Consider the following 21,064-nt stretch of genomic DNA (forward strand, 5'->3'; position numbering starts at 1 on the left):
TTATGGAAAAACCTGTAAAGGTGGGGAGTGTGGTCATTCACACAATGAAGAAATTCCTGTTGCCCGTCCTGTTCCTCTTCCTATTGAGTGGATGCGGGGGCATGGAGACTGAGAAGACGGAGTCTCATCCAAAGGATCCGGATGACGCGTCATCGAAGAATGAGACTGCACCGAAAGAGCAAGAGGAAGTTAGGAAAGATCCTGCTGCCTCCACTGAGAGAAAGGACGGCACGAATAAGGGTGAAAAAGGAGAGGAATCGGAAGGAAAGGCACAGTTCATGCAGTTCATCGCCGTGAGCATCCCTGCCATCGGTCAACAGGAAATGGCGATTCGCCAGAAGGTGCAGACCGGGGTCGATCTCTATGAGATGAACGGGGACAAGGCAGCCGCCCGGAAGGCTATGGATGAGGGCATCTCGGAATATGGATCCCTGATCGAACAGGCAGAAAGCCTTCCCGCAGAATCCGATGAATTGAAGCCTGTGAAGGAGGAGCTCGTCAAGATTCAATCTGTACAGAGATACACTGGATTCTCCTCCGGAAGACCATTGATGATCCATCCTTGAGGACAAAGGTGGAAGAAAAGACGCTGGAATACGGAGAGTCAGTCGAGCAATACCGTACGCTGGTGGATGACATCAGTAAGAAATACGCAATTGACTATGAGTTGGCACCCCCTTCATGATTCACGCTATTCCTTCTTTAAGGTTTCTGGGAAAAAAGACACAAGGGAGAGCAGTCCCGAATGGACGGCTGAAACAAAATGAATCGATGGAATCATTATGGAAAACCCAGAGAAATGGTATTATGTGAAAGGTTTAGAAATTGGAAGGGATTGGGTGTGCAACAGGAAATGAAGAAGATACTGATCATCATGCTACTTGCACTGTTATTGAGCGGATGCGGGTTACAGAAGGCGGCAAAGGTCCTTACAGCTGATTCGGAGGCAGAGGATAAAACCGCAGAAGCAGAAGCAAAATTGGAAGAATCGAAGAAAGAGCTTGAGAGACTGAAAGAAGAAATGGACGGTTCACTGGGGGATGCCCTCAAAGAGGATAGCGATGGTGCGGCTTCTCCAGGTACTCCTGAGGAACAGTTCGAGCACTTTGTGGATGTAGATATGGCAGAAGTCGGTGAACTGGAAATGGACATTCAGGATCGCATCCTGCAAGCAAGCGAACAGCCTGGAGAGGAACTGATCGAGGTCCTGGATCAGGCCATCATCGATTATGATGAAGTGATCGAGAGGGTCGAAGCCATCAAGGTGGACTCGGAAGAACTACAGAAAGCGAAAGAAGGAGCACTAGAGGGAGTGAACCTGTATAAAGAATCCCTCGTCCTCTACAGGGAAACCTTTGATGACCCCTCGAAAGAAGCAGAGATGAATGCCAAAGGGGACGAATTCGAAAAGTCTGCGGCAGCGTTCCATGACGATCTAAATGAGCTCGCGGCGAAGTATGGGTACACGTATACACAACCATAAAACAGAACTTTACAAAGGGGAATTAGAATGAAGAAACTTATGTTAGCATCAGCACTACTTTTTCTTTTATCAGGGTGTAGCCTTGGTGTATTTGGGAGCGGCAAGGCGGATGAACTGGTCGAGTTCAATAATGAACAACTGAATAAGATCATTGAAATGGAAGAAAAAGCGAATGAGCCCATTTTAGAGGCAGTGACCAGTTATGATATCGAAGCACTCATTGCCGGAATCCAAGATGCCAAGCCGGAATACGATAAGATGCTGAAGGAAATCGATTCGTGGAAGTTCAAGACAGATGAGGTAGAGGCGAAAGCAAAGCAGTTGCGTGAAGTCGTGAAAATGAGCAGGGAAAACCTCGACGTTCAGCAAGAAGCCTTCGAGACAGAGGACGAGGAACTGATGACGAAAGCAGATGAGACTCAGATGAAAATCGAAGAGAAAGCGGTCAAATTCGATAAAGATCTGAAGAAGCTTGCGGACGAGTGGGACGTAGAGATCAATGATCAGGAATTGGATTAAGAAGAATCGAAAAAAACCGACAGCTGGATCATCATCCTGCTGTCGGTTTTTTGTTGTGTATCATCCCGTGAAGCGATCAACCGGCCAGCAGATTCCTGTCGACGGTGGAAGGGTGTATAGGCTCCGCCATGCAGAGGGTTCCTTGTATAAACAAGAGCCTTCATGAATTTTTCTTATACAGATGTCGCACCCTGCCCACCGTCAATGCGGTAGTAGGATCCTGTGATAAAGGAGGCGCGGTCGGAGGAGAGGAAGAGCATAAGATCGGCAATTTCCTCCGCTGTTGCATAGCGGTTCATCGGCACGCTTGCTTCGAATCCTTTACGTGCTTCTTCTTCGTGGCCTTTCGCTGCATTTGTTTCAATGGAGCGCATCATGGCTGTATCTACGCCTGATGGTGCCACAGCGTTGACCCGGATTCCATAATCGGCGACTTCTAGAGCAGCAGACTTATTGATTCCAAGGAGAGCGTGTTTGGAGGCAACATACAAGCTCATGCCTGGAGCGCCTAACAGTCCTCCATTGGATGCTGTGTTCACAACGGAACCGCTTTTTTGATCAATCATGACTTTCAGCACATGTTTCAATCCGAGGAAAGCGCCTACAACATTGACAGAAAAGACTTTATCCAAATTCTCGACGGTTTGATCCACGATGTTCTTGAAGTCGCCATTGATGCCTGCATTATTGATGAACACGTCAATCCGACCGAATCGTTCTTTTGTCTGGCGTACGTAGTTTTCCACTTCTTCTTCCTTCGTTACATCGGCCCCCAGCAGTAATTTCTCTGCATCGATTTCACCAGCCGCTTTTTCAAGGGCTTCCTGAGACAAATCAACCAGAGAAAGCTTGGCTCCTTGCTCCGCGTATTTTTTTGCAGCAGCCAACCCAATTCCTCCTGCAGCACCTGTGATCAATACAACCTTGTCTTTGAATTCCATGATGGACATCTCCTTCAGAAAATAGTTGTTATACTAATTACATAATTTATTGTAATGCAAACTAGTGTGTATTTTCTAATGATTTGCTTCGAAAGACTCAAGAAAATGTTTCCGTTTTCCGCTTTTTATTCCTTAGCCTTTTCAAAACCCTTCCGTCCCTTCAGGAATTCATCCACCATCAACCCTGATACCCCTAGAGAAGCGACAGGGAGCCGGGTATCGAGAAAGACAAGATCAAGATCGTCCCGGTAATGGGGGAGGGCTTTTGCTCTCACGGTATCGCGTACCGCGTTTTTCATCCACTCACCACCACGGCTGGCGATGATGATATGCTTCGTATCGTATGCGTGAATCGCGCTGACGACCCCGCTCCCGAGTGCGCGGCCGGCTTCCGTGAAGAGTGAGAGGGCCAGTTCATGGCCATTCGCTGCACTGTTCACCAAGGAGTCGAAATCCTTACAATTCTCCAGGCCGGCTCCCATGGCCTTTTCCGCGAGTGCAGGTTCCGATGCGTACAGTTCCAGGCATCCACTGTTGCCACACGTGCAGCGTGGTCCCTGGAAGTCGAGGGTCATATGCCCGATTTCACCCGCATAGCCGCTTTGTCCCCTGTAGAGCGATCCGTTGAGCACGATCCCAGCGCCGATCCCGGTTCCGATGCTGATATAAACGAGGCTTTCATCGGCGTCTGGCCGTGTCTGATATTCCCGGTAGGCGCCTGCATTGGCTTCATTTTCGATCAACACGGGCAGCTTCAGCCTATCTTCCAAATCGTGCTTTAATGGGCGATCACGCCACTGCAGGTTAGGGGCGTTCAACACGGTGCCCGAGCGATCAATCATGCCGGGAACGGCGACGCCGACGCCGATGATGCCATGGGGAGAAGCGGGTACCACCTTCTGTGCCCAATCCAGCGCTTCCTCCATGGTGCGGAGTGTGGATTCATAAGCCGTATCACCAGCCGGGAACGTTTCTTGGGAAATGATTGTCCCCTTCAGATCGGTAAGCGCGGCCTCCACCGTTGCCGCTTCCACATTCAGTCCAAGGGCATACCCGGCTTCTCGGGAGAAATAGAGCAGGACGGGACGGCGACCGCCACTCGATTCGCCGATGCCGGCTTCCTTTACAAGGGAGTCGTCCATGAGCTCCGCCACAAGGGAAGAGACGGTGGCTTTATTGAGACCGCACCGCTTGGCGAGATCCGCACGCGAGATCGGTTCGTCTGCGATGATCTGCTGCAGGACGAGTCGTTTGTTTTCATGTTTCATACTGCTTTGATTCCACGATTGCTTCATTGATGTCCTCCTGTTATCCGTTTCGTGATCTCATTATATCATTTTTTTAGAAAACTTAGTTTGTTTATTGAATAAACGAAGTAGGTTGATTTATAATGAGTAAAGAATGCGTATACAAGAACCAATCTTAAGGAGGAAAAATGATATGCCCGAGTTCAAAGAGATTCCCGTCATCCGCTATGAAGGAGCCGATTCTGATAGCCCGTTTGCATTCAAGCAGTATAATCCTGAAGAAATCATCGCAGGAAAGTCCATGAAGGATCATTTGCGTTTCTCCGCTGCCTACTGGCATACGTTCAACGCAGATGGATCGGATCCGTTCGGTGCGGGGACGATGAGGCGCTCATGGGATGCCCTTGGCGGATTGGATCGTGCAAAAGCGCGGGTGGAGTCTGCGTTTGAATTTTATGATCGGCTTGGCTTTCAGTATTTCGCTTTCCATGATGTGGACATCGCCCCGGAAGGAGCAAGTCTTTCGGAAACGAACCGGAATCTGGATGTGATCGTCGCCATGATCAAGGAGTACATGGAGTCGAGCGGCGTGAAGCTTCTGTGGAATACGGTTAATGCCTTTACACATCCGCGCTATGTGCACGGGGCTGCCACAAGCTGTTCTGCCGATGTATTCGCGTATGCGGCGGCGAGCGTGAAGAAGGGTCTTGAGGTCGGGAAAGAGCTTGGAGCGGAGAATTATGTGTTCTGGGGTGGCCGCGAAGGCTATGAAACGCTCCTCAATACGGATCTGAAACTGGAGCAGGATCATTTGGCCGCGTTCCTGCAGATGGCGGTGGACTATGCAGGGGAGATCGGTTTCGATGCCCAGTTCCTCATCGAGCCGAAGCCAATGGAGCCGACAAAGCACCAGTATGATTACGACGTGGCTACTAGTCTATCATTCTTGCAGCAATACGGTCTGGCAGAGCACTTTAAATTCAATATCGAGGCCAATCACGCGACCCTTGCCGGTCATACATTCGAGCATGAACTCAGGGTGGCAAGGATCCGGGGTATGCTCGGATCTGTCGATGCCAACCAGGGCGATCCCCTCATCGGCTGGGACACGGACGAATTCCCCACCGACCTGTATGCCACCACTCTTGCCATGTATGAAATCCTTCAGAACGGCGGACTGGGAAGGGGCGGGTTGAACTTCGATGCGAAGGTGAGGCGTGCCTCCTTCGAGTCGGAGGATCTCATCCATGCCCATATCGCCGGGATGGACGCCTTTGCCGTCGGAGTGAAAGCGGCGGCGAAGCTCATGGAGGACGGCGTGCTGGAGAAAAACATCGGGGAGCGCTACGAGAGTTTCACCTCCGGCATCGGCCTTGAGATCCATGAAGGGCGGACGGATTTCAAGAAGCTGGAGTCATATGCCCTCGGCCTGAAGGAGATCCGAAATCGTTCAGGCAGGCAGGAGCGCCTGAAGGCCATCGTCAATCAGGCCATTTTGGGGGTGCGTTGATCCAATGGAATATGTGATCGGAGTGGATCTCGGAACGAGTGCGGTGAAATGCCTCCTCGTCGATCGTGCCGGGAACGTGGTGAAGGAAGCCGAGCGGTCATTTTCCGTCATGCGCCCGGCGCCCGGCTACAGCGAGCAGGATCCCGATGACTGGGTCAGGGGGACTGTGCAGGCACTGAAGGAGCTCGCTACAGTAGAAGGAGACGTGAAAGGCATTTCATTCTCCGGACAGATGCACGGCCTCGTCCTTCTTGATGGAAAGGGGGACGTGGCCAGGCCGGCAATCCTGTGGAATGATACAAGGACGACGAATCAGTGCCGCTTCATTGAAGGGACGGCCGGTCTCCATGAGCTTCTGCGTGTTGTGAAAAACCGTCCCCTTGAGGGATTCACCCTTCCAAAGCTTCTGTGGGTAAAGGAGAATGAACCGCAACTCTTTGAGCATGCGTCTGTTTTCATGCTGCCGAAGGACTATGTCCGCTACCGCCTGACCGGGGAGATCGCCACGGATCCGTCCGATGCAGCGGGAACGCTTCTTCTGGAAAGCAGAATGGGCGAGTGGAGCAAGAATCTTCTCGATCTCTTCGGTATCCCAGTAGCACTGTGCCCGCCGATCCTTCCGTCTGACGAAAAGGCAGGGAACTTGAATGCGGAAACCGCTGCGGAGACAGGTTTGATCGAAGGAACACCGGTCTTCACGGGCGGCGCAGACAATGCGTGCGGAGCGATCGGGGCCGGCATCCTTATGCCGGGAGATACGATGTGCAGCATCGGGACCTCCGGTGTCATCGTGAGCTACGAGGAGGATGCCGACGTCGACTACGAAGGGGCGCTCCATCATTTTCACCATGCCGTCCCGGGGGGCTATTATGCCATGGGCGTCACCTTATCTGCAGGGCACGGCCTGAGCTGGTTCCGTGATACATTCGCTGCCGGTGAATCATTCGACCATCTTCTACAGGAGGCGGCCACTGTACCTCCCGGAGCCAACGGGCTGCTGTTCACCCCGTACTTATCAGGCGAACGCACGCCCCATGCCGATGCCCTCATCAGGGGCAGCTTCATCGGAATGGATGCTTCTCAAACGAGAGGGGACTTCGTGAAGGCGGTGATGGAGGGGATCACATTTTCCCTGAAAGAATCCGTCGAGATCCTGCGGTCAAAAGGGAAGACCATCGACACGATCGTGAGCATCGGCGGAGGAGCGAAAAGCGACGCCTGGCTCCAGCTCCAGGCCGATATCTTCGGCGCCGAGGTGGTGAGCCTTGTCACCGAGCAGGGACCGGGTCTCGGGGCAGGGATCCTCGCGGCAACAGGTTCTGGATGGTTTTCTTCTATAGAAGAGGCGGCAGAAACCTTCATCCGATACGGAAAACGGTATAGTCCCTTCGCAGAAGCCGCAGCCACTTATGAAAAGGTGTATACCATTTACAAACAAGTGTATCCTAACACCCGACTCATCAACGAACAGCTTTACCCATTCCGGAAAGGAGGAAAAGAAACATGAGAAAAGTCGTGATGGTGGGAGGAGCCGGTACGGTCGGAAAGGTCCTCCACGATGGTTTGAGTGATCGGTTTGAAATGGTCATCCTGGATCAGGAGGTTCCCGAGTGGGTAGAAAATGGTGTGAAGGTCGACGCCACGGACGAAGCGGAGCTGAAGAAGAGCATTCCGGAAGACACGGATATCCTCATCAACCTTCTCACTGTGAGCGGAGAGAAGGACCTCCAGGACACGGATGAGTTCATGAAGATGACCCGCGTCCACTTCATCTCAAGCTTTTACCTGATGAGGGCCGCCATGGAGCTCGGGATTCCGAAGGTGATTTTTGCGAGCAGCAATCATACGACGGATGCGTATGAGGAAGGTGGGGACTCCCTCCTTGGCCGTGAAATCACCGTTGAAGAAAAGCCGCGATCCAAGGGGCTTTATGGGGTGCTGAAGTACGCGTCCGAGCAGATCAGTGAGATCATTTCCCGGGAAGAACCCGGAGGACCGGCCGTGTTCAATATCCGCATAGGAAGCGTCCATGCTGACGAGGAGAAGGATGTGCAGGAGGATCCACGTCTCATGAAGACGCTTCTTTCACACGAGGATCTGATCGGGCTTTTTGAGAAGGCGATGGAATCATCACGGGCCGGGGGCACCTACTACGGCGTGTCGGATAACCCTGGGAAACCCTGGTCCATCGACAATGCCAGGAGCGAGCTCGGCTATGAGCCGAAGCGGAATGCCGAACAGGTGGTACGGAGGGAAGGGGGGCAGTAGCCCTTCTTTTCTTTTTGAAAAAAAGGAAATTCCCCCAGGCGTATACCCGAGTGGAAATCATTGTGATACGATATAAATGTGCTATTATTCAGAATACTTTATAGAGAAAAAGGATCACGCAATGTGATGCCGCCATGGATCTTGATGGGGGAGAGGGAGCATGTTCAAGAAATCGAGAGTCTTTTATCGCCTATTCGTCCCGTTCTTCCTTTTAGGAGTGGGGCTTGTCTTGGGCTTCTGTATTTTCATTTATACAACCACCTACAATTCGGTGGAGGAATCATTCCTGAAGGACAAGCGTGATTATACGCTGCAGGTCCTGCATAATGTGGAGCAAAAGGTGAGAACCATCGAGTACGGTTTCACCGCCTACAGCTCGACGTCGAGCTTTGAGGAAACGTTCAAAACGCCCTTTTATGAATCGGAATTCGATCGCTATCAGGACATCCGGAAGGAAATGAGCTACATCGAAATGCTCGGAATCGAGGGGAGTGCGTACAATCTCATCAGCCTCGATCAGAAATGGGGCATCATCAACGGATCGTTGAAAACGCTTACGGAGCAAGAACTAGACGGCTTCAAGGAGAAGTATGTAGAAGGCAAGACCCAAAGCCTTTTCTGGCGTCCCGACGAGGAACAGATCGAGATGATCATGACGCTTCCCATTTACCGGAGTGAGAAGTTCGCCATGGGGACGGCGAGCATCCCGAAGCGGAGCATCGATCAGATTGTCGGTGATAAAGAGCAATACGTGGAAATCTACAATAAGCAGGATGAGCTCCTCTATTCCAATCAGGAAAAGGATAGCAGCCTCACGAGCGGAGAGTTCAAACGTCTCAAAGAAAAAGCCGCCAACGGCATGACCATGATGCGGGCCAAGGACGGGCGCACCTATGTGTATGCCCTGTCCGACTACAACCAGTGGCTCTACATGGTGGAAGTGAACCAGGGGGAAATCGGCACGATCATCCGCAATACGGCGATCGGGCTTGTGATCACTTCACTCCTCCTCATCCTCTTGGTCGGCTTCATCTCGTACCGCCTGGCAGAGTCCTACTCAAAGCCGATCAGGAAAATTCAGGAAAAACTCGCCCTTCCCCGGGTTCCATCGAAGGAAAACGAGCTTTCCCTCCTGGCCGCTTCCATTGAGCAGGTGGTGGATCAAAATGAGCTTCTCACTGAAGATCTCACCAGGCAACAGCCGCAGCTCGAGACCCTGTTCGTCCTTAGTCTGTTCCGGAACCGCCTGTCGGAGAAAGAAGTGCAGAACCGCCTGGAACAATTCGGCTATGATGTGAATCAGAAGGTCTTCTACACAGCGGTGATCCAGATGGACACAGATTTTGAAGAGCAGGGAGTGGAACGGGATCTCTTCCGCCTGGCCATCAATCAGGTGGTGGCAGAGTGCATCCCGGAATCGGAGCGCTTCATCCCCATCGTCCTGAATGATGAGATGCAGGCGACGATCCTCGTGTTCCCGGAATCGGAAGAAGAACCGGAGCGGAAGATCGCCCAGTACTACGAAAGCATCCAGCAGGCGGTGAAGGAAAACCTCCATGTCACCTTGAGCGCCGGAATCAGCGCCCCTTATGACGCTATCGTCAAGAGCAAGGAGGCCGTGGACCTTGCGAAAGAATCCCTGTATTATCGCGTGAACGTCGGGGCTGAATCCATCATCTTCTTCTCGGATATCTCGCAGATGGTCAATGATGCCACGCTTTCGAAGTTTCCACTGGATCTCCACAACCAGCTCCTCGGGGCGGTGCGATCGGGAGAGGAAGACGAAGCCGTGTCCCATATGGACAACCTGATCGCGGACATCTTCAAAACGAATAAAAATCCTGTCAGCATCGGTGTGACCCTGACCCGCATCATCAACGATCTCGTCCAGCTCGGGCAGCTCCTCGGGGCGGACTTCGCCATCTTCGACCGGATCAAGCCCCTTTACGAAGAGGCCATGAATGCCTACAGTCCGGACAGGATCAGGAAGCGGCTGACGGAGGATCTCCTGAAGCCGGTGATCCGTTCGACCCATGATAAAAAGGAGCAGTCCATCAAGTCCCTTTCCCAGAAGATCGTCTACATCGTGGAAACGGAGTTTGATCAGGATCTCTCCCTCGATCAGATCGCGGACCGGCTCCATTACAACCCGAATTACCTCAGCAATGTGTTTAAGAAGGAGTACGGCGAGAGCTTTGGTGATTACCTCATGAACTACCGTCTCCAGAAGGCCCAGAGGTGGCTCGTGGAAACGGAGTGGACGGTGAAGGAGATCGCCGAGAAACTTCAGTACCGCAATTCCCAGAACTTCATCCGCTTCTTCAAGAAGCGCCTCGATATGACCCCGGGCGATTACCGGAAGAAACATCGGCATTGATACAAAAAAATCCGAACCCAGCCGCTTGAGCGGATGACGTTCGGATTTCTTCTTTTTCCCCTTTATCCCTTCACGGAACCGACAAGGGCCCCTTTGACAAAGTACTTCTGGACGAATGGGTAGGCAACCAGCATCGGCACCGTGGCGATCACGATGACGGCCATCTTGATCGTCTGGGCAGGGGGCACAACGTCAACGGACGACCCTTCTGCCTGCATCCCACTTGAGACGATGACGATCTGGCGCAGGAGCACCTGGATCGGCCATTTCGATGAATCATTGATATAGAGGATGGCAGTCATATACGTATTCCAGTATGTGACGGCATAAAAGAGTGAAATCGTCGCGATCGACGGCATGGCAAGCGGCAGCATGATCCGCATGAACACACCGAAATCCGTGCATCCATCCATCTTCGCCGACTCCTCCAGACTGTCGGGAAGCGCTTGGAAGAAGTTCCTCATGATGATGAGGTTAAAGGCATTGATGGCGACAGGCAGAATGAGAGACCAGTAGGAATCAATGAGTCCGAAGCTTTTCACCACCAGGAACGTCGGGATCATCCCGCCGCTGAAAAGCATGGAGAATACGACGAGGAAGTTGATGAACCCCCTGCCGAACAAGTAGCGTCTCGACAGCCCATATGCCATGAGGGCTGTGAGGACCATGCTGACCAGGGTCCCGATCCCCGTCACCCCGATCGATACGACAAGTGATTTGAAGAGGGTGGGGGTGGACAGTATGTAATGGTAGGCATCGAGTGAAAAGGTTTTCGGGAATAAGATGAATTTCCTTTCGATCACTTCTTGTGTCGATGCGAATGAACTGGCGATGACGTTCACGAACGGAATGAAGCAAGCAAGTGCGACGAGAACAAGCAGCGTGTTGTTCACGATGGAGAAAGCAACCCCGCTTTTTGAACGCCGCTTCCATTTAGGCTCTTTCATAACAGATCCTCCTTTAGATACGTAGCGTACGTTCACTGTAGCATCGGCGGTTTCATTCCGTATATAATCACTTTCCCAGTAGGGGGTGGCGCCCCTGATAAGGAATGTGCCCCGGATAATCACCTGGGGGAGTCATGACACGTGAAAGGTTGATGCACCAACGTTTGTAAGCGCCATCATCAAATGATTATATACGTAATCCTCCTGAAATCAGTATGCTTGGAACAAGAAAGTGGTCAAAGGGGGAGACGAATGGAAACTGTAGTGAAGACGGAGGATTCCTCGCTTCCGGTCCTGTCGGCGAAACAGGAGCGGATCATCAGGAGGAAGCAAATCTGGGCAGGCATCAAGACAAACAAAATCCTGTACCTGATGATCCTCCCGGGAATTCTTTATTTCGTCATATTCAAATATCTGCCCATGGCGGGCCTGGTCATTGCGTTCCAAGATTATCAGCCGTATCTCGGAGTCCTGGAGAGTCCGTGGGTCGGGATGAAGCACTTCGTCCGGCTGTTCACCGAGCCGACCTTCTACATGCTATTGAAGAATACGCTCATCCTGTTCGGACTCAATATCTTCATCTTCTTCCCGCTGCCGATCATCCTCTCACTCATGCTCAATGAGGTGAGGAACAGGTACTTCAAGGCGGGGATCCAGACGCTCATCTACATTCCGCACTTTATGTCCTGGGTCATCATCGTATCGATCTCCTATGTGTTCCTGAATGTGGACGGAGGCATCATCAATGAACTCCTGGCATCCCTCGGGTTCAACAAGATCAGCTTCCTGACTTCACCCGACTGGACGCGTACGATCTATATCGGACAGGTGATCTGGAAGGAGCTCGGCTGGTCGACGATCATTTATCTCGCTGCCATCACCGCCGTCGATACCCAACTCTATGAAGCGGCCGAGATGGACGGGGCAGGCAGATTGCGCAAGACGTGGCATGTGACGCTTCCGGCCATCCGCCCGGTCATCATCGTTCTATTAATCTTGAAGATCGGTTCCACCCTCGACCTTGGGTTCGAACACGTGTATCTTCTATTAAACTCCCTGAATCGTCAGGTGGCGGAAATCTTCGATACGTATATCTATACGGCTGGTCTCCGGAACGGTCAGCTCAGCTTCAGTACAGCCGTCGGCCTGTTCAAGGGATTGGTGGGACTCGTTCTCGTGATCCTGGCCAACAAGCTTGCCAAGAAATTCGGCGAAGACGGGGTGTATTAACATGGGGAGGCAGACGAGATGAAGTCCGTTGAGAAGCTCAATGCCTTCTGTATCCTGTTACTGAAGCTTGTGTATGTGAATGCCCTTTGGCTCCTGTGCACCCTGTGCGGTGGCGTGATCTTCGGCATCGGTCCTGCAACATATGCAGCGGTGAGCGTCTGCCGTCAGTGGGTCCGGGGGAAGGACGTTCCTGTTGCTTCGACGTTCTGGCAGTACGTAAAGGAAGGGTTCCGGGAATCGACGGCTACGAGCCTGCTGTACATGCTCGCAGGCACGGTCCTGATCGTTGATCTTCTTTTCGTGACGCAGTGGTACGTGAAGGGACTCCTCTTCCTTCTGCTGTTCGCATATGGATTGTCCCTGCTGTTCATCTTCCCGGTCATGGCGAACTACGATGTGAAAGGGATGTTCTTCAAGATCAAAACGGCCTTCTGGATCGGCCTGTCATTCCTGCAGTACTCACTCGTGACGACCCTGATCATAGCCGTGTTTTATGGTCTATTCTGGTCGATCTTTCCTGGTATTCTCGTATTCTTGGGAGCAAGCCTTCCACTCTTCCTGCTTGCATGGATGGGCAATCAGGTGTTCACAAGAATGGAAGCGCTTCATCATAATGAAACCAAACAATTAAAAAGGGGGAAACACAATGAACAAACGCATGATCTCAAGATTGGGTAGCGTCGGACTTGCCGGGATGCTGCTTCTTGCCGGCTGCAGTGGGGAAAAAGGGTCCAGCTCTTCATCGGAAGGAGGGGACGGGAAGATCACATGGATGAACATCCTGCACACCGCCTCGCCGCCTACAGACACCATCGTGGATGAAATCGAGAAGAAGACCGATACGAAACTCGAATTCTCTTGGGTGCCCGATGCGTCAAAGGAAGAGCGGATCAACACCGCCATCGCGTCTGATTCCCTGGCCGATATCGTGACGATCACCATGATGGATAATTCCTCGGTGCGAAACGCCATGAAGTCCGGCATGTTCTGGAATGTAGAGGACTATCTTGATGATTACCCGAATCTGAAGGACATTTCGGAGGATGTAAGGAAGTCGGCATCCATTGAAGGGAAGCTGTACGGGGTGCCATTCCAGAAAGATTTGTCGCGGATCGGGATTGTCATCCGCAAAGACTGGCTCGACAATCTCGGACTCGACATGCCGAAAACAACAGAGGATCTCATGAAGGTGGCCCAGGCGTTCACCGAGGATGATCCCGACGGGAACGGCAAGGACGATACGGTAGGATTGCTCGACCGGAGCGACCTGGTGTATAGCTCGTTCAAGACGCTTGCCACCTACTTCGGAGCCCCGAATAAATGGGATGTCGACGAACAAGGCAACTTCACACCGGAATTCGAAACAGAAGGATATGTCAAAGCCATGGACTACCTGAAGAAGATGTATGACAACGGTTGGGTGAACAAGGACTTTGCCGTCATGGCGAAGACCGACCAGCAGCAAACGTTCGCCCAAGGGAAAGCCGGGATCTACTTCGGTGGATTATTCGACGGGCAGAACTTCCAGAACATGGCCAAAGGCATCCAGGATGATATGGAGCTTGATCTCATCAACGACATGACGTCAACAGACTACAACAAGCGCGTGATCTGGTCTGAAGGGAACGGTGTCGGCGGCGTTCTTGCCTTCCCTCGCTCTGAAGTAAAGGACGAAGCCGAGTTGAAGAAGATCCTTCAGTTCGTCAATGATCTCCATGATGAAGAGCTGTATAGCCTGATGACCTATGGAATCGAAGGAACGCATTATGAAGAAGATGCCGACGGCCTGTACAAAATCATCGACCAGAATCTTTGGCAGCAGGAAGTACAGCCACTTGCAGCTTCAAGGCCGCGGGAAACGGGATATGAATCAAAAGATCCAAACCCGATCAAGCAGAAATCCAATGAAATGATTGCCGAAAATGCTGACTATGCCGTCCTGAACCCGGCCGTCCCACTCGAGTCTGGAACCTACTCAAGCCAAGGAACCGAGCTTCAGAAGATCATCACCGATGCCACCTATCAGTACATCCTCGGCGAGATCGACATGAAAGGATTCAAGAAAGCCGTCCAATCATGGGAAGACCAAGGCGGTAAAACCATCAAGGAAGAGTACAAAGAAGCCTACAAGGCGAGTCAATGATCATCTAGGAGGGTGGGGCACGAGACCTCCCTCCTTTCCTACTTTGCTAAAGGAGAGTGTGAAGGCATGACCAACGAAACATGGGCAACGAAAACAGCGGACTCCATCATGGAACGGACGCCGAGGCTTTATGGAGAAAGGGGCTATAACGAAAAGTGGTCCTATGATTACGGCGTCATTCTGAGAGGGTTTGAGTGCCTCTGGAAGCGGACGGGGGACGAACGGTATTTGGCGTACATCCAAGAGAATATGGATCACTTTATAAAGGAAGATGGAAGCATCCTTGGCTACCGGCTGGAAGAATTTAATATCGATCACATCAACAACGGCAAGCTCCTCTTTCTGCTCCACAAGGAAACAGGCGACGAGAAATACAGGAAAGCGGCGGACCTTTTAAGGGAACAGTTGTCCCGGCATCCGCGGACGTCGGAAGGGGTGTTCTGGCATAAACAGATTTATCCTCATCAAATCTGGCTCGACGGACTGTATATGGGAACGCCGTTCTATGCACAGTACCTCCTGACGTGGAACGGCAGGGAAGGGATCGAGGACATTATCCGTCAGTTCCGTGTAAGCTACGGGCGGTTGTTGAACCGGGAGACCGGCCTTCTGCATCACGCGTGGGATGAGAAAAAGCAGCAACCATGGGCCCATGAAGGAACTGGTTTGTCAGCCAACATCTGGGGAAGATCCGTCGGCTGGTACGTCATGGCCCTTGCCGATACGCTGGAGATCCTGCCGGAGGACACGGCGGGAAGGGACGATCTGGCGACGATGCTCGAATCCATCCTCACAAAGGTGAAATCACTGCGGGACGAAACCGGCGTCTGGTATCAGGTGCTCGATCAGGGCGGACGGAAAGGGAATTACCTTGAAGCTTCCTGCAGCAGTATGTTCGTCTATGCCATGGCCAAAGGGATCCGTCTCGGAGTATTGGATCGTGAGGAGTGGGAAGCAGATGTCGCCGCATCCCGGAAAGGCCTTATATCAGAATTCGTCCTCCTGACGAATGAAGGGTTGGTGAACCTGAACAAAAACTGTCAGGTCGCCGGGCTCGGCGGCGCTGATCAAAGGGACGGTTCCTACGCGTACTACATCAGCGAGCCGATCATCTGCAACGATCAAAAAGGACTCGGGGCATTCCTCCAGGCCCTATGCGAATGCGAAGCGGTACTGGAAGGGGGAGACGCGTCATGTCTGTCTACGACATCACCGAGTTTGGAGCAGTAAGTAAAGGCAGAATCTGTACCGAAGCGATCCAGCGGGCCATCGATGAAGCGGAGCGTCATGGCGGGGGAAGGGTGGTTGTCCCTGCGGGTGAATTCCTGACGGGCGCCCTTTTCCTGAAGAGTCACATCGAGCTCCACCTGATGATGGGGGCGACCCTTCTGTTCTCCGATCGCCAGGAGGATTATCCCGTCGTGGCATCACGCTGGGAAGGCGTGAACCGCGATGTTTATGCCTCGTGCCTGTACGCGGAGGATGCCGAACAAATCGCGGTCACGGGATACGGGACGATCGACGGGAACGGGGAAGAATGGTGGCATGTGTTCCGCAACGAACCGGACCGCCTCCTCTACCCGCGACCGAAGCTCATCAGCTTTGACCGCTGCAAGGGAATCACCCTTCGTGATGTGCATCTGAAGGACTCCCCGAGCTGGACCGTCAATCCCATCCGTTCCGAGAACATCACCATCGACAATGTGACAATCCTGAACCCTGCCGACTCCCCGAACACCGACGGGATCGATCCCGAGTCGTGCAAGAATGTGCGGATCAGCAACTGTCACATCGATGTCGGGGACGACTGTATCGCCATCAAATCCGGGACCGAGGATTCCCCGGACCGCACTCCGTGTGAAAACATCACGATCACGAACTGCACGATGGTCCACGGACACGGTGCCGTCGTCCTTGGGAGTGAGATGAGCGGTGATATCCGCAACGTCACCATTTCAAACTGCGTCTTCCAGGACACCGATCGCGGCATCCGCCTGAAGTCGAGACGGGGAAGGGGCGGCATCGTCGAAGACATCCGCGTGACGAATATCGTCATGGACAATGTGATCTGTCCGTTCATATTGAATCTTTATTACTTCTGCGGTCCGCGCGGGAAGGACCAATACGTGTGGGACAAAAATCCGTATCCAGTCACGGTAGAAACGCCGATGTTCCGGCGCATCCACTTCTCCCATATCACGGCGAGACGGGTCCATGCGGCAGCGGGATTCATCTACGGACTCGCCGAGCAGCACGTATCGGTCGTCAGCTTCCAGCACATCGAAATCTCCATGGCAGACGATGCCATCCCGGGTAAGCCGGCCATGATGACCGGTATTGAGGATATGGCAAAACGGGGCTTTTTCATCGGCTGCTCAAGCGACCTCCATTTCGACCGCGTCACGATCGAGAACCATGAGGGCCCGCCGTTCCACGTGGAAAACAGCGGTACAATCACTGTCAGGGACTGCCTGTCGAAGACTGCAAGCGGCAGTGAAGCGGTGGAGGTGACGCTCTCATGACAGCCTCTCTGCGGGAAAAACTCCTCGTGCTCCTCGGAGATCCGCCTCCGGAAGCCACGCTTCAAGGGACCACGCTTTCAAAAGAGAAGGGGGATGCATATGAAACGGAGCATCTCATGATCGACCTGAACGGGATGGAGAGCGTCCCTGCCATCCTCCTCACACCGTTGAACCGCTCGGGGCCGCACCCTGTCGTCGTCTACCAGCATTCACATGGGGGCGACTTTGACAGGGGTAAACACGAGCTGACGGAGAGTGCCGGCTACCTTCAGGATCCTTCTTTTGCTAGGGAGATTACGGCCATGGGATATGCCGTCCTGGCCATCGATCATTGGGGATTCGAAGAGAGGAAAGGAAAGCTTGAAAGTGAACTAGTGAAAGAGATGCTGTTATACGGCCGCACCCTTTGGGGCATGCGCCTGTTCGATAGCATGAGGCTCCTGGATTACATCGCAACGAGGGAAGACCTTGATGACACCCGTATCGCCACCATCGGGATGAGCATGGGCGGACTACTGAGCTGGTGGCTTGCGGCCCTCGATGAGCGGGTGAAGGTGACAATCGATATCGCAGCCCAAGTGGATACGGAGACCCTTCTTGAGAAAAGGGGGCTCGATCATCACGGCTTCTACTATTACGTCCCGGGACTGCTGAAGGCATGTTCCACCTATGAAATCCAGGAAATGATCGCTCCGCGTCCCCGCCTCAGCCTCACGGGGGAAAGCGACCGGATGTGCCCGGTGGAAGGGGCGCGATATCTGGATAGAGAACTGACCAAGGCTTACGCCGGTGAGGGATGCCCCGATCATTGGGAGGGCAGGATCCTGACCGGGGGCCACCAAGAGACGAAGGAGATGAGGGAAACATGGAAAACCTTTCTGAGAAAACATCTGTAAAAGAAACGCGCATGGTTGTAGGGAAAGCCGGTGTTGGCACCGTATCGACGATCGGGGAAGCACTGGAGCGCTGCAAGGGGATCGAGGGGCCGGTCCGCATCACGATTCTGAGCGGAGTCTACAGGGAGCGCCTGGCCATTTATCAAAACAACCTGATCCTGAGCGGGATCGGCGACGTGGAAATCGTCGATGGCCGCTATGCGAGGGAGCCTGATGGAAACGGCGGAGAAATCGGCACATTCCGGACCGCCACCGTATTCATCAATGCCGAGAACGTACTGGTTGAAAACATCACGATCACCAATGACGCAGGACCGGGAGAAGTGGTCGGGCAGGCCGTCGCCATGTATTCAGAAGGGGATCGTGTGACATTCAACAACTGCCGCTTCAAAGGCTATCAGGATACGATCTGTCTTGGACCCCTTCCCGAAGTCCAGAAAACCGGCCTTCCCTTTTGCACCCCCCAGCTGAAGGTCCGCTTCGAGAAAAGCAGGGCCGAATTCCACTCCTGCATGATCGAGGGGACGATTGATTTCATTTTTGGGGGAGGGGAAGGGCTATTCCAACAGTGTGAAATCAAATCCCTCAAGCGACCCGATGACGGGGTCGGCTTCATTTCCGCAGCGTCGACACCAGAAGGGCAGGAACGCGGATTGATCTTCGAGGAATGCTACATCACGGCAGAAGAAGGAACGGGGAACGTCTACCTTGGACGGCCGTGGCGGGCGTATGGAAAGACCGTCTTCTCCCGCTGCTGGATGGGGGCCCATCTTCACCCGGAACGATGGGATGATTGGGATAAAGCATCGAACCGCCTCACCGCCACCTACGTGGAAGACCGCAACCACTACGAAGGAGCCGGTGCGTTCATCATCCCGGATTGGATCACCTTCATCGAGGAGGAAGAGGGGTGACAAGGAAGCGGGAGCTCCTCATCACCCTGTCCGGGGGCTTCCTCTGCCTCTTTTTCCTCGGAGGGTTTGCCCTCACGATCCTGCCCATGGACGAAGCGACCTATGCCGACAAGGTATTCCCCCTTTTGCAGGGGAACCTTCCGGGGGATGAGCTCGACCGGAATTTCGAGGCGGTCAAAACGCTGTCAACATGGTTTGCCATCACCCTTCTCGTGGTCCTCTGCCTGATTGCCCTTGCCTCTTTCTTCCTGAAAGGAAACCGGAATCCGGGAAGGGCCGGGATCATCTTGATAGTAGCGGGAGGAGCCACGCTGATCGGCACCCAGCTCGTTGCCTTCCCTTTGGCGTTCCTCTTCTTCCTCTCTGCCGCCCTCTGCTTCTTCCGAAAACAACCGAACAAGAAAGGAGTCATACATGCCTAAAACCATCATCACCAATCCCGTATTGCCTGGATTTCATCCGGATCCGAGTCTCCTCCGGGTGAAGGACACCTATTACATCGCCGTCTCCACATTCGAGTGGCTTCCAGGCGTCCGTATCTATGAATCACGCGATCTCGTTAACTGGGAACACAAATCCGATCCCCTCACCGATCAGGTGGACCTCCGGGGAAACCCGAAGAACGGCAGCATCTGGGCCCCGCAGATCAGCTACTCGGACGGACTCTATTATCTCGTCTATACCGATGTGAAAAGCACGAGGCGACCGTTCAAGGACAGTCATAATTATGTCATCACCGCTCCCGACCTCAGCGGCCCGTGGTCGGATCCCGTCTACCTCAACAGCAGTGGCTTCGACCCATCGCTCTTCCACGATTACGACGGCAAGACCTGGCTCCTCAATGAAATCTGGGATTACCGGATGACGACGGGGAATAAGTCGGCAGGAATTGTTTTACAAGAATACGATCGTATTAGGCAAGCGCTCACGGGTCCGGTCCATAAGGTGTTTGACGGCACCGAGCTTGCCAAAACGGAAGCACCCCATCTGTATCGCCACAACGGCTATTACTATCTGATCACGGCAGAAGGAGGGACGGGTTCCGGCCACGCCATCACCGTCTGCCGGTCCCGTGCCATCACGGGTCCATATGAAGTGGACCCGGAATACCCGATGCTCACGGCCCGGGATAAGCCGGAATCGCCCCTTCAATGCGCCGGCCACGGCAGCATCATCCAGTCACCCGAGGGCAACTGGTATATGGCCTATCTGTGCACGCGTCCCCTCGGTGGGAGCGGGGCGATCCTCGGTCGCGAGACGGCGATCCAGGAAGTGACGTGGAGCGAAGACGGGTGGCTAAGGCTGGCAGACGGCGGAAACGGTCCGAGTCTGCAGACGGCCATTGAGACGAAAGAACCCGTCCGTCAGGTCAAACCCACCGATTTCCACGATGAGTTCCAAGGGAACCTTCACCAGGAGTGGAACACTTTGCGCATTCCCCAGGACCCTTCATGGTGCGACCTGACGAGCAGGAAAGGAGCTCTCCGCCTACGGTCCGGCGGCTCGCCGCACTCCCTGTTCGACCATCACATCCTCGCCGTGCGCCAGAAGGATTTCTTTTACGAGGCCGAGACGAGGATCGAATACGAGCCGGAGACGTTCAATCAGCTCGCAGGTCTCATGCTTTATCTCGATGATGAGAATTATCTCTACTGCTATCTTACCCTGGATGAATCCGGACGGGTGCTGCGACTGCTTTCCTGTGATGGAGGGGAATCGACGCTTCATCCGGTCATGATCGATCTCGGAGATGGCGCCATTGATCTCAAGGTGGAAGGACTCGGGAGCGAGGCAAGGTTCTACTATCGCAGTAACGCAGAATGGCTGCCCGTAGACGATGCCATCCCGGTCCACTTTTTATCAGGCGGCTTCACCGGAACCTATATCGGCATCGCCGTCCACGACATGGATACCCAATCCGGTTCCCATGCCGACTTCCATCATTTCACGTACCGGGGAAAAGACGAAGCGAGAGGAATTGGAGAATCCGGAGAGTGGATGGTGAATTTCAGCGATTCGTGAAACCTTGCACGACCCTTTTTCGTAAAGGTAGAAAAAGGGAGGGAA

The 21,064-nt window shown here is 53.3% G+C and carries 20 protein-coding genes; 17 read left to right on the forward strand and 3 right to left on the reverse strand.

Annotated features, from left to right (window positions below; translation table 11 throughout):
* Positions 1–2 precede the first annotated feature (2 nt).
* The 4 genes from K6T23_RS05430 (at position 3) to K6T23_RS05440 (ending at position 2,002) form a co-directional block, all read left to right on the forward strand.
* Positions 3–566: a hypothetical protein gene (locus K6T23_RS05430; protein ID WP_238283822.1), complete on the forward strand. Its 564-nt coding sequence runs from the start codon at positions 3–5 to the stop codon at positions 564–566.
* On the forward strand, positions 563–685 hold the full coding sequence (locus K6T23_RS22175) for a hypothetical protein (RefSeq protein WP_273546608.1): 123 nt from the start codon (positions 563–565) through the stop codon (positions 683–685). Before K6T23_RS05430 ends, K6T23_RS22175 begins: the two co-directional genes overlap by 4 nt.
* A gap of 168 nt (positions 686–853) precedes the next feature.
* Positions 854–1,483 (forward strand): hypothetical protein, encoded by a 630-nt coding sequence (locus K6T23_RS05435; RefSeq protein ID WP_159644577.1) that lies wholly within the window; start codon positions 854–856, stop codon positions 1,481–1,483.
* Between the two features lie 27 nt (positions 1,484–1,510).
* A complete protein-coding gene (locus K6T23_RS05440; RefSeq protein ID WP_238283823.1) occupies positions 1,511–2,002 on the forward strand; it encodes a hypothetical protein in 492 nt (163 codons plus the stop codon).
* A gap of 173 nt (positions 2,003–2,175) precedes the next feature.
* Here the strand turns inward: K6T23_RS05440 and K6T23_RS05445 are convergent, their stop codons facing one another.
* Both K6T23_RS05445 and K6T23_RS05450 read right to left on the reverse strand, forming a co-directional pair.
* Positions 2,176–2,943: an SDR family NAD(P)-dependent oxidoreductase gene (locus K6T23_RS05445; RefSeq protein ID WP_082139267.1), complete on the reverse strand. Its 768-nt coding sequence runs from the start codon at positions 2,941–2,943 to the stop codon at positions 2,176–2,178.
* Between the two features lie 125 nt (positions 2,944–3,068).
* Positions 3,069–4,238 carry an ROK family transcriptional regulator gene (locus K6T23_RS05450; protein WP_238283824.1) on the reverse strand — a complete coding sequence of 390 codons (1,170 nt, stop codon included), beginning with the start codon at positions 4,236–4,238 and terminating at the stop codon, positions 3,069–3,071.
* A 145-nt stretch (positions 4,239–4,383) separates the two neighbouring features.
* Between K6T23_RS05450 and xylA the strand changes: the two genes are divergently transcribed.
* The 4 genes from xylA to K6T23_RS05470 all read left to right on the forward strand — a co-directional run bounded on the left by xylA (position 4,384) and on the right by K6T23_RS05470 (position 10,345).
* Complete coding sequence (gene xylA, locus K6T23_RS05455; protein ID WP_148985117.1) at positions 4,384–5,700, forward strand: xylose isomerase; 1,317 nt, start codon at positions 4,384–4,386, stop codon at positions 5,698–5,700.
* Between the two features lie 4 nt (positions 5,701–5,704).
* Positions 5,705–7,207 carry a xylulokinase gene (gene xylB / locus K6T23_RS05460; RefSeq protein WP_238283825.1) on the forward strand — a complete coding sequence of 501 codons (1,503 nt, stop codon included), beginning with the start codon at positions 5,705–5,707 and terminating at the stop codon, positions 7,205–7,207.
* Positions 7,204–7,968 carry an NAD-dependent epimerase/dehydratase family protein gene (locus tag K6T23_RS05465; protein WP_238283826.1) on the forward strand — a complete coding sequence of 255 codons (765 nt, stop codon included), beginning with the start codon at positions 7,204–7,206 and terminating at the stop codon, positions 7,966–7,968. The genes xylB and K6T23_RS05465 overlap by 4 nt, the downstream gene beginning before the upstream one ends.
* A 160-nt stretch (positions 7,969–8,128) precedes the next feature.
* On the forward strand, positions 8,129–10,345 hold the full coding sequence (locus tag K6T23_RS05470; RefSeq protein ID WP_048005290.1) for a helix-turn-helix transcriptional regulator: 2,217 nt from the start codon (positions 8,129–8,131) through the stop codon (positions 10,343–10,345).
* A gap of 62 nt (positions 10,346–10,407) precedes the next feature.
* Here the strand turns inward: K6T23_RS05470 and K6T23_RS05475 are convergent, their stop codons facing one another.
* Positions 10,408–11,292, reverse strand: a complete 885-nt coding sequence (locus tag K6T23_RS05475) for a carbohydrate ABC transporter permease (protein WP_048005289.1) — start codon at positions 11,290–11,292, stop codon at positions 10,408–10,410.
* Positions 11,293–11,664: 372 nt separating this feature from the next.
* On the opposite strand from K6T23_RS05475, the gene K6T23_RS05480 reads away from it, so the two are divergent.
* The 9 genes from K6T23_RS05480 (at position 11,665) to K6T23_RS05520 (ending at position 21,019) form a co-directional block, all read left to right on the forward strand.
* Positions 11,665–12,522, forward strand: a complete 858-nt coding sequence (locus K6T23_RS05480; RefSeq protein ID WP_231578974.1) for an ABC transporter permease — start codon at positions 11,665–11,667, stop codon at positions 12,520–12,522.
* Between the two features lie 18 nt (positions 12,523–12,540).
* Positions 12,541–13,200, forward strand: a complete 660-nt coding sequence (locus K6T23_RS05485; RefSeq protein WP_238283827.1) for a YesL family protein — start codon at positions 12,541–12,543, stop codon at positions 13,198–13,200.
* Positions 13,169–14,665 carry an extracellular solute-binding protein gene (locus K6T23_RS05490; protein ID WP_053428319.1) on the forward strand — a complete coding sequence of 499 codons (1,497 nt, stop codon included), beginning with the start codon at positions 13,169–13,171 and terminating at the stop codon, positions 14,663–14,665. The genes K6T23_RS05485 and K6T23_RS05490 overlap by 32 nt, the downstream gene beginning before the upstream one ends.
* 66 nt (positions 14,666–14,731) lie before the next feature.
* Positions 14,732–15,895 carry a glycoside hydrolase family 88/105 protein gene (locus K6T23_RS05495; RefSeq protein WP_238283828.1) on the forward strand — a complete coding sequence of 388 codons (1,164 nt, stop codon included), beginning with the start codon at positions 14,732–14,734 and terminating at the stop codon, positions 15,893–15,895.
* Positions 15,859–17,187 carry a glycoside hydrolase family 28 protein gene (locus K6T23_RS05500; protein WP_238283829.1) on the forward strand — a complete coding sequence of 443 codons (1,329 nt, stop codon included), beginning with the start codon at positions 15,859–15,861 and terminating at the stop codon, positions 17,185–17,187. The genes K6T23_RS05495 and K6T23_RS05500 overlap by 37 nt, the downstream gene beginning before the upstream one ends.
* Positions 17,184–18,083: a dienelactone hydrolase family protein gene (locus K6T23_RS05505; RefSeq protein WP_238283830.1), complete on the forward strand. Its 900-nt coding sequence runs from the start codon at positions 17,184–17,186 to the stop codon at positions 18,081–18,083. The genes K6T23_RS05500 and K6T23_RS05505 overlap by 4 nt, the downstream gene beginning before the upstream one ends.
* Positions 18,053–18,997 carry a pectinesterase family protein gene (locus tag K6T23_RS05510; protein WP_238283831.1) on the forward strand — a complete coding sequence of 315 codons (945 nt, stop codon included), beginning with the start codon at positions 18,053–18,055 and terminating at the stop codon, positions 18,995–18,997. Before K6T23_RS05505 ends, K6T23_RS05510 begins: the two co-directional genes overlap by 31 nt.
* Positions 18,994–19,419 (forward strand): DUF4064 domain-containing protein, encoded by a 426-nt coding sequence (locus K6T23_RS05515; RefSeq protein WP_238283832.1) that lies wholly within the window; start codon positions 18,994–18,996, stop codon positions 19,417–19,419. The genes K6T23_RS05510 and K6T23_RS05515 overlap by 4 nt, the downstream gene beginning before the upstream one ends.
* Positions 19,412–21,019, forward strand: coding sequence for a glycoside hydrolase family 43 protein (locus K6T23_RS05520; RefSeq protein WP_238283833.1), 1,608 nt, complete (start codon positions 19,412–19,414; stop codon positions 21,017–21,019). The genes K6T23_RS05515 and K6T23_RS05520 overlap by 8 nt, the downstream gene beginning before the upstream one ends.
* The last annotated feature ends 45 nt before the right edge of the window (positions 21,020–21,064 follow it).

Source organism: Rossellomorea marisflavi (assembly GCF_022170785.1).
Taxonomy (GTDB): domain Bacteria; phylum Bacillota; class Bacilli; order Bacillales; family Bacillaceae_B; genus Rossellomorea; species Rossellomorea marisflavi_B.

Coding starts and splice junctions, on each gene's coding strand:
- K6T23_RS05430 (WP_238283822.1), top strand. CDS start 3: ATGGAAAAACCTGTAAAGGTGGGGAGTGTGGTCATTCACACAATGAAG.
- K6T23_RS05435 (WP_159644577.1), top strand. CDS start 854: ATGAAGAAGATACTGATCATCATGCTACTTGCACTGTTATTGAGCGGA.
- K6T23_RS05440 (WP_238283823.1), top strand. CDS start 1,511: ATGAAGAAACTTATGTTAGCATCAGCACTACTTTTTCTTTTATCAGGG.
- K6T23_RS05445 (WP_082139267.1), bottom strand. CDS start 2,943: ATGGAATTCAAAGACAAGGTTGTATTGATCACAGGTGCTGCAGGAGGA.
- K6T23_RS05450 (WP_238283824.1), bottom strand. CDS start 4,238: ATGAAGCAATCGTGGAATCAAAGCAGTATGAAACATGAAAACAAACGA.
- xylA (WP_148985117.1), top strand. CDS start 4,384: ATGCCCGAGTTCAAAGAGATTCCCGTCATCCGCTATGAAGGAGCCGAT.
- xylB (WP_238283825.1), top strand. CDS start 5,705: ATGGAATATGTGATCGGAGTGGATCTCGGAACGAGTGCGGTGAAATGC.
- K6T23_RS05465 (WP_238283826.1), top strand. CDS start 7,204: ATGAGAAAAGTCGTGATGGTGGGAGGAGCCGGTACGGTCGGAAAGGTC.
- K6T23_RS05470 (WP_048005290.1), top strand. CDS start 8,129: ATGTTCAAGAAATCGAGAGTCTTTTATCGCCTATTCGTCCCGTTCTTC.
- K6T23_RS05475 (WP_048005289.1), bottom strand. CDS start 11,292: ATGAAAGAGCCTAAATGGAAGCGGCGTTCAAAAAGCGGGGTTGCTTTC.
- K6T23_RS05480 (WP_231578974.1), top strand. CDS start 11,665: ATGATCCTCCCGGGAATTCTTTATTTCGTCATATTCAAATATCTGCCC.
- K6T23_RS05485 (WP_238283827.1), top strand. CDS start 12,541: ATGAAGTCCGTTGAGAAGCTCAATGCCTTCTGTATCCTGTTACTGAAG.
- K6T23_RS05490 (WP_053428319.1), top strand. CDS start 13,169: ATGAACAAACGCATGATCTCAAGATTGGGTAGCGTCGGACTTGCCGGG.
- K6T23_RS05495 (WP_238283828.1), top strand. CDS start 14,732: ATGACCAACGAAACATGGGCAACGAAAACAGCGGACTCCATCATGGAA.
- K6T23_RS05500 (WP_238283829.1), top strand. CDS start 15,859: ATGTCTGTCTACGACATCACCGAGTTTGGAGCAGTAAGTAAAGGCAGA.
- K6T23_RS05505 (WP_238283830.1), top strand. CDS start 17,184: ATGACAGCCTCTCTGCGGGAAAAACTCCTCGTGCTCCTCGGAGATCCG.
- K6T23_RS05510 (WP_238283831.1), top strand. CDS start 18,053: ATGGAAAACCTTTCTGAGAAAACATCTGTAAAAGAAACGCGCATGGTT.
- K6T23_RS05520 (WP_238283833.1), top strand. CDS start 19,412: ATGCCTAAAACCATCATCACCAATCCCGTATTGCCTGGATTTCATCCG.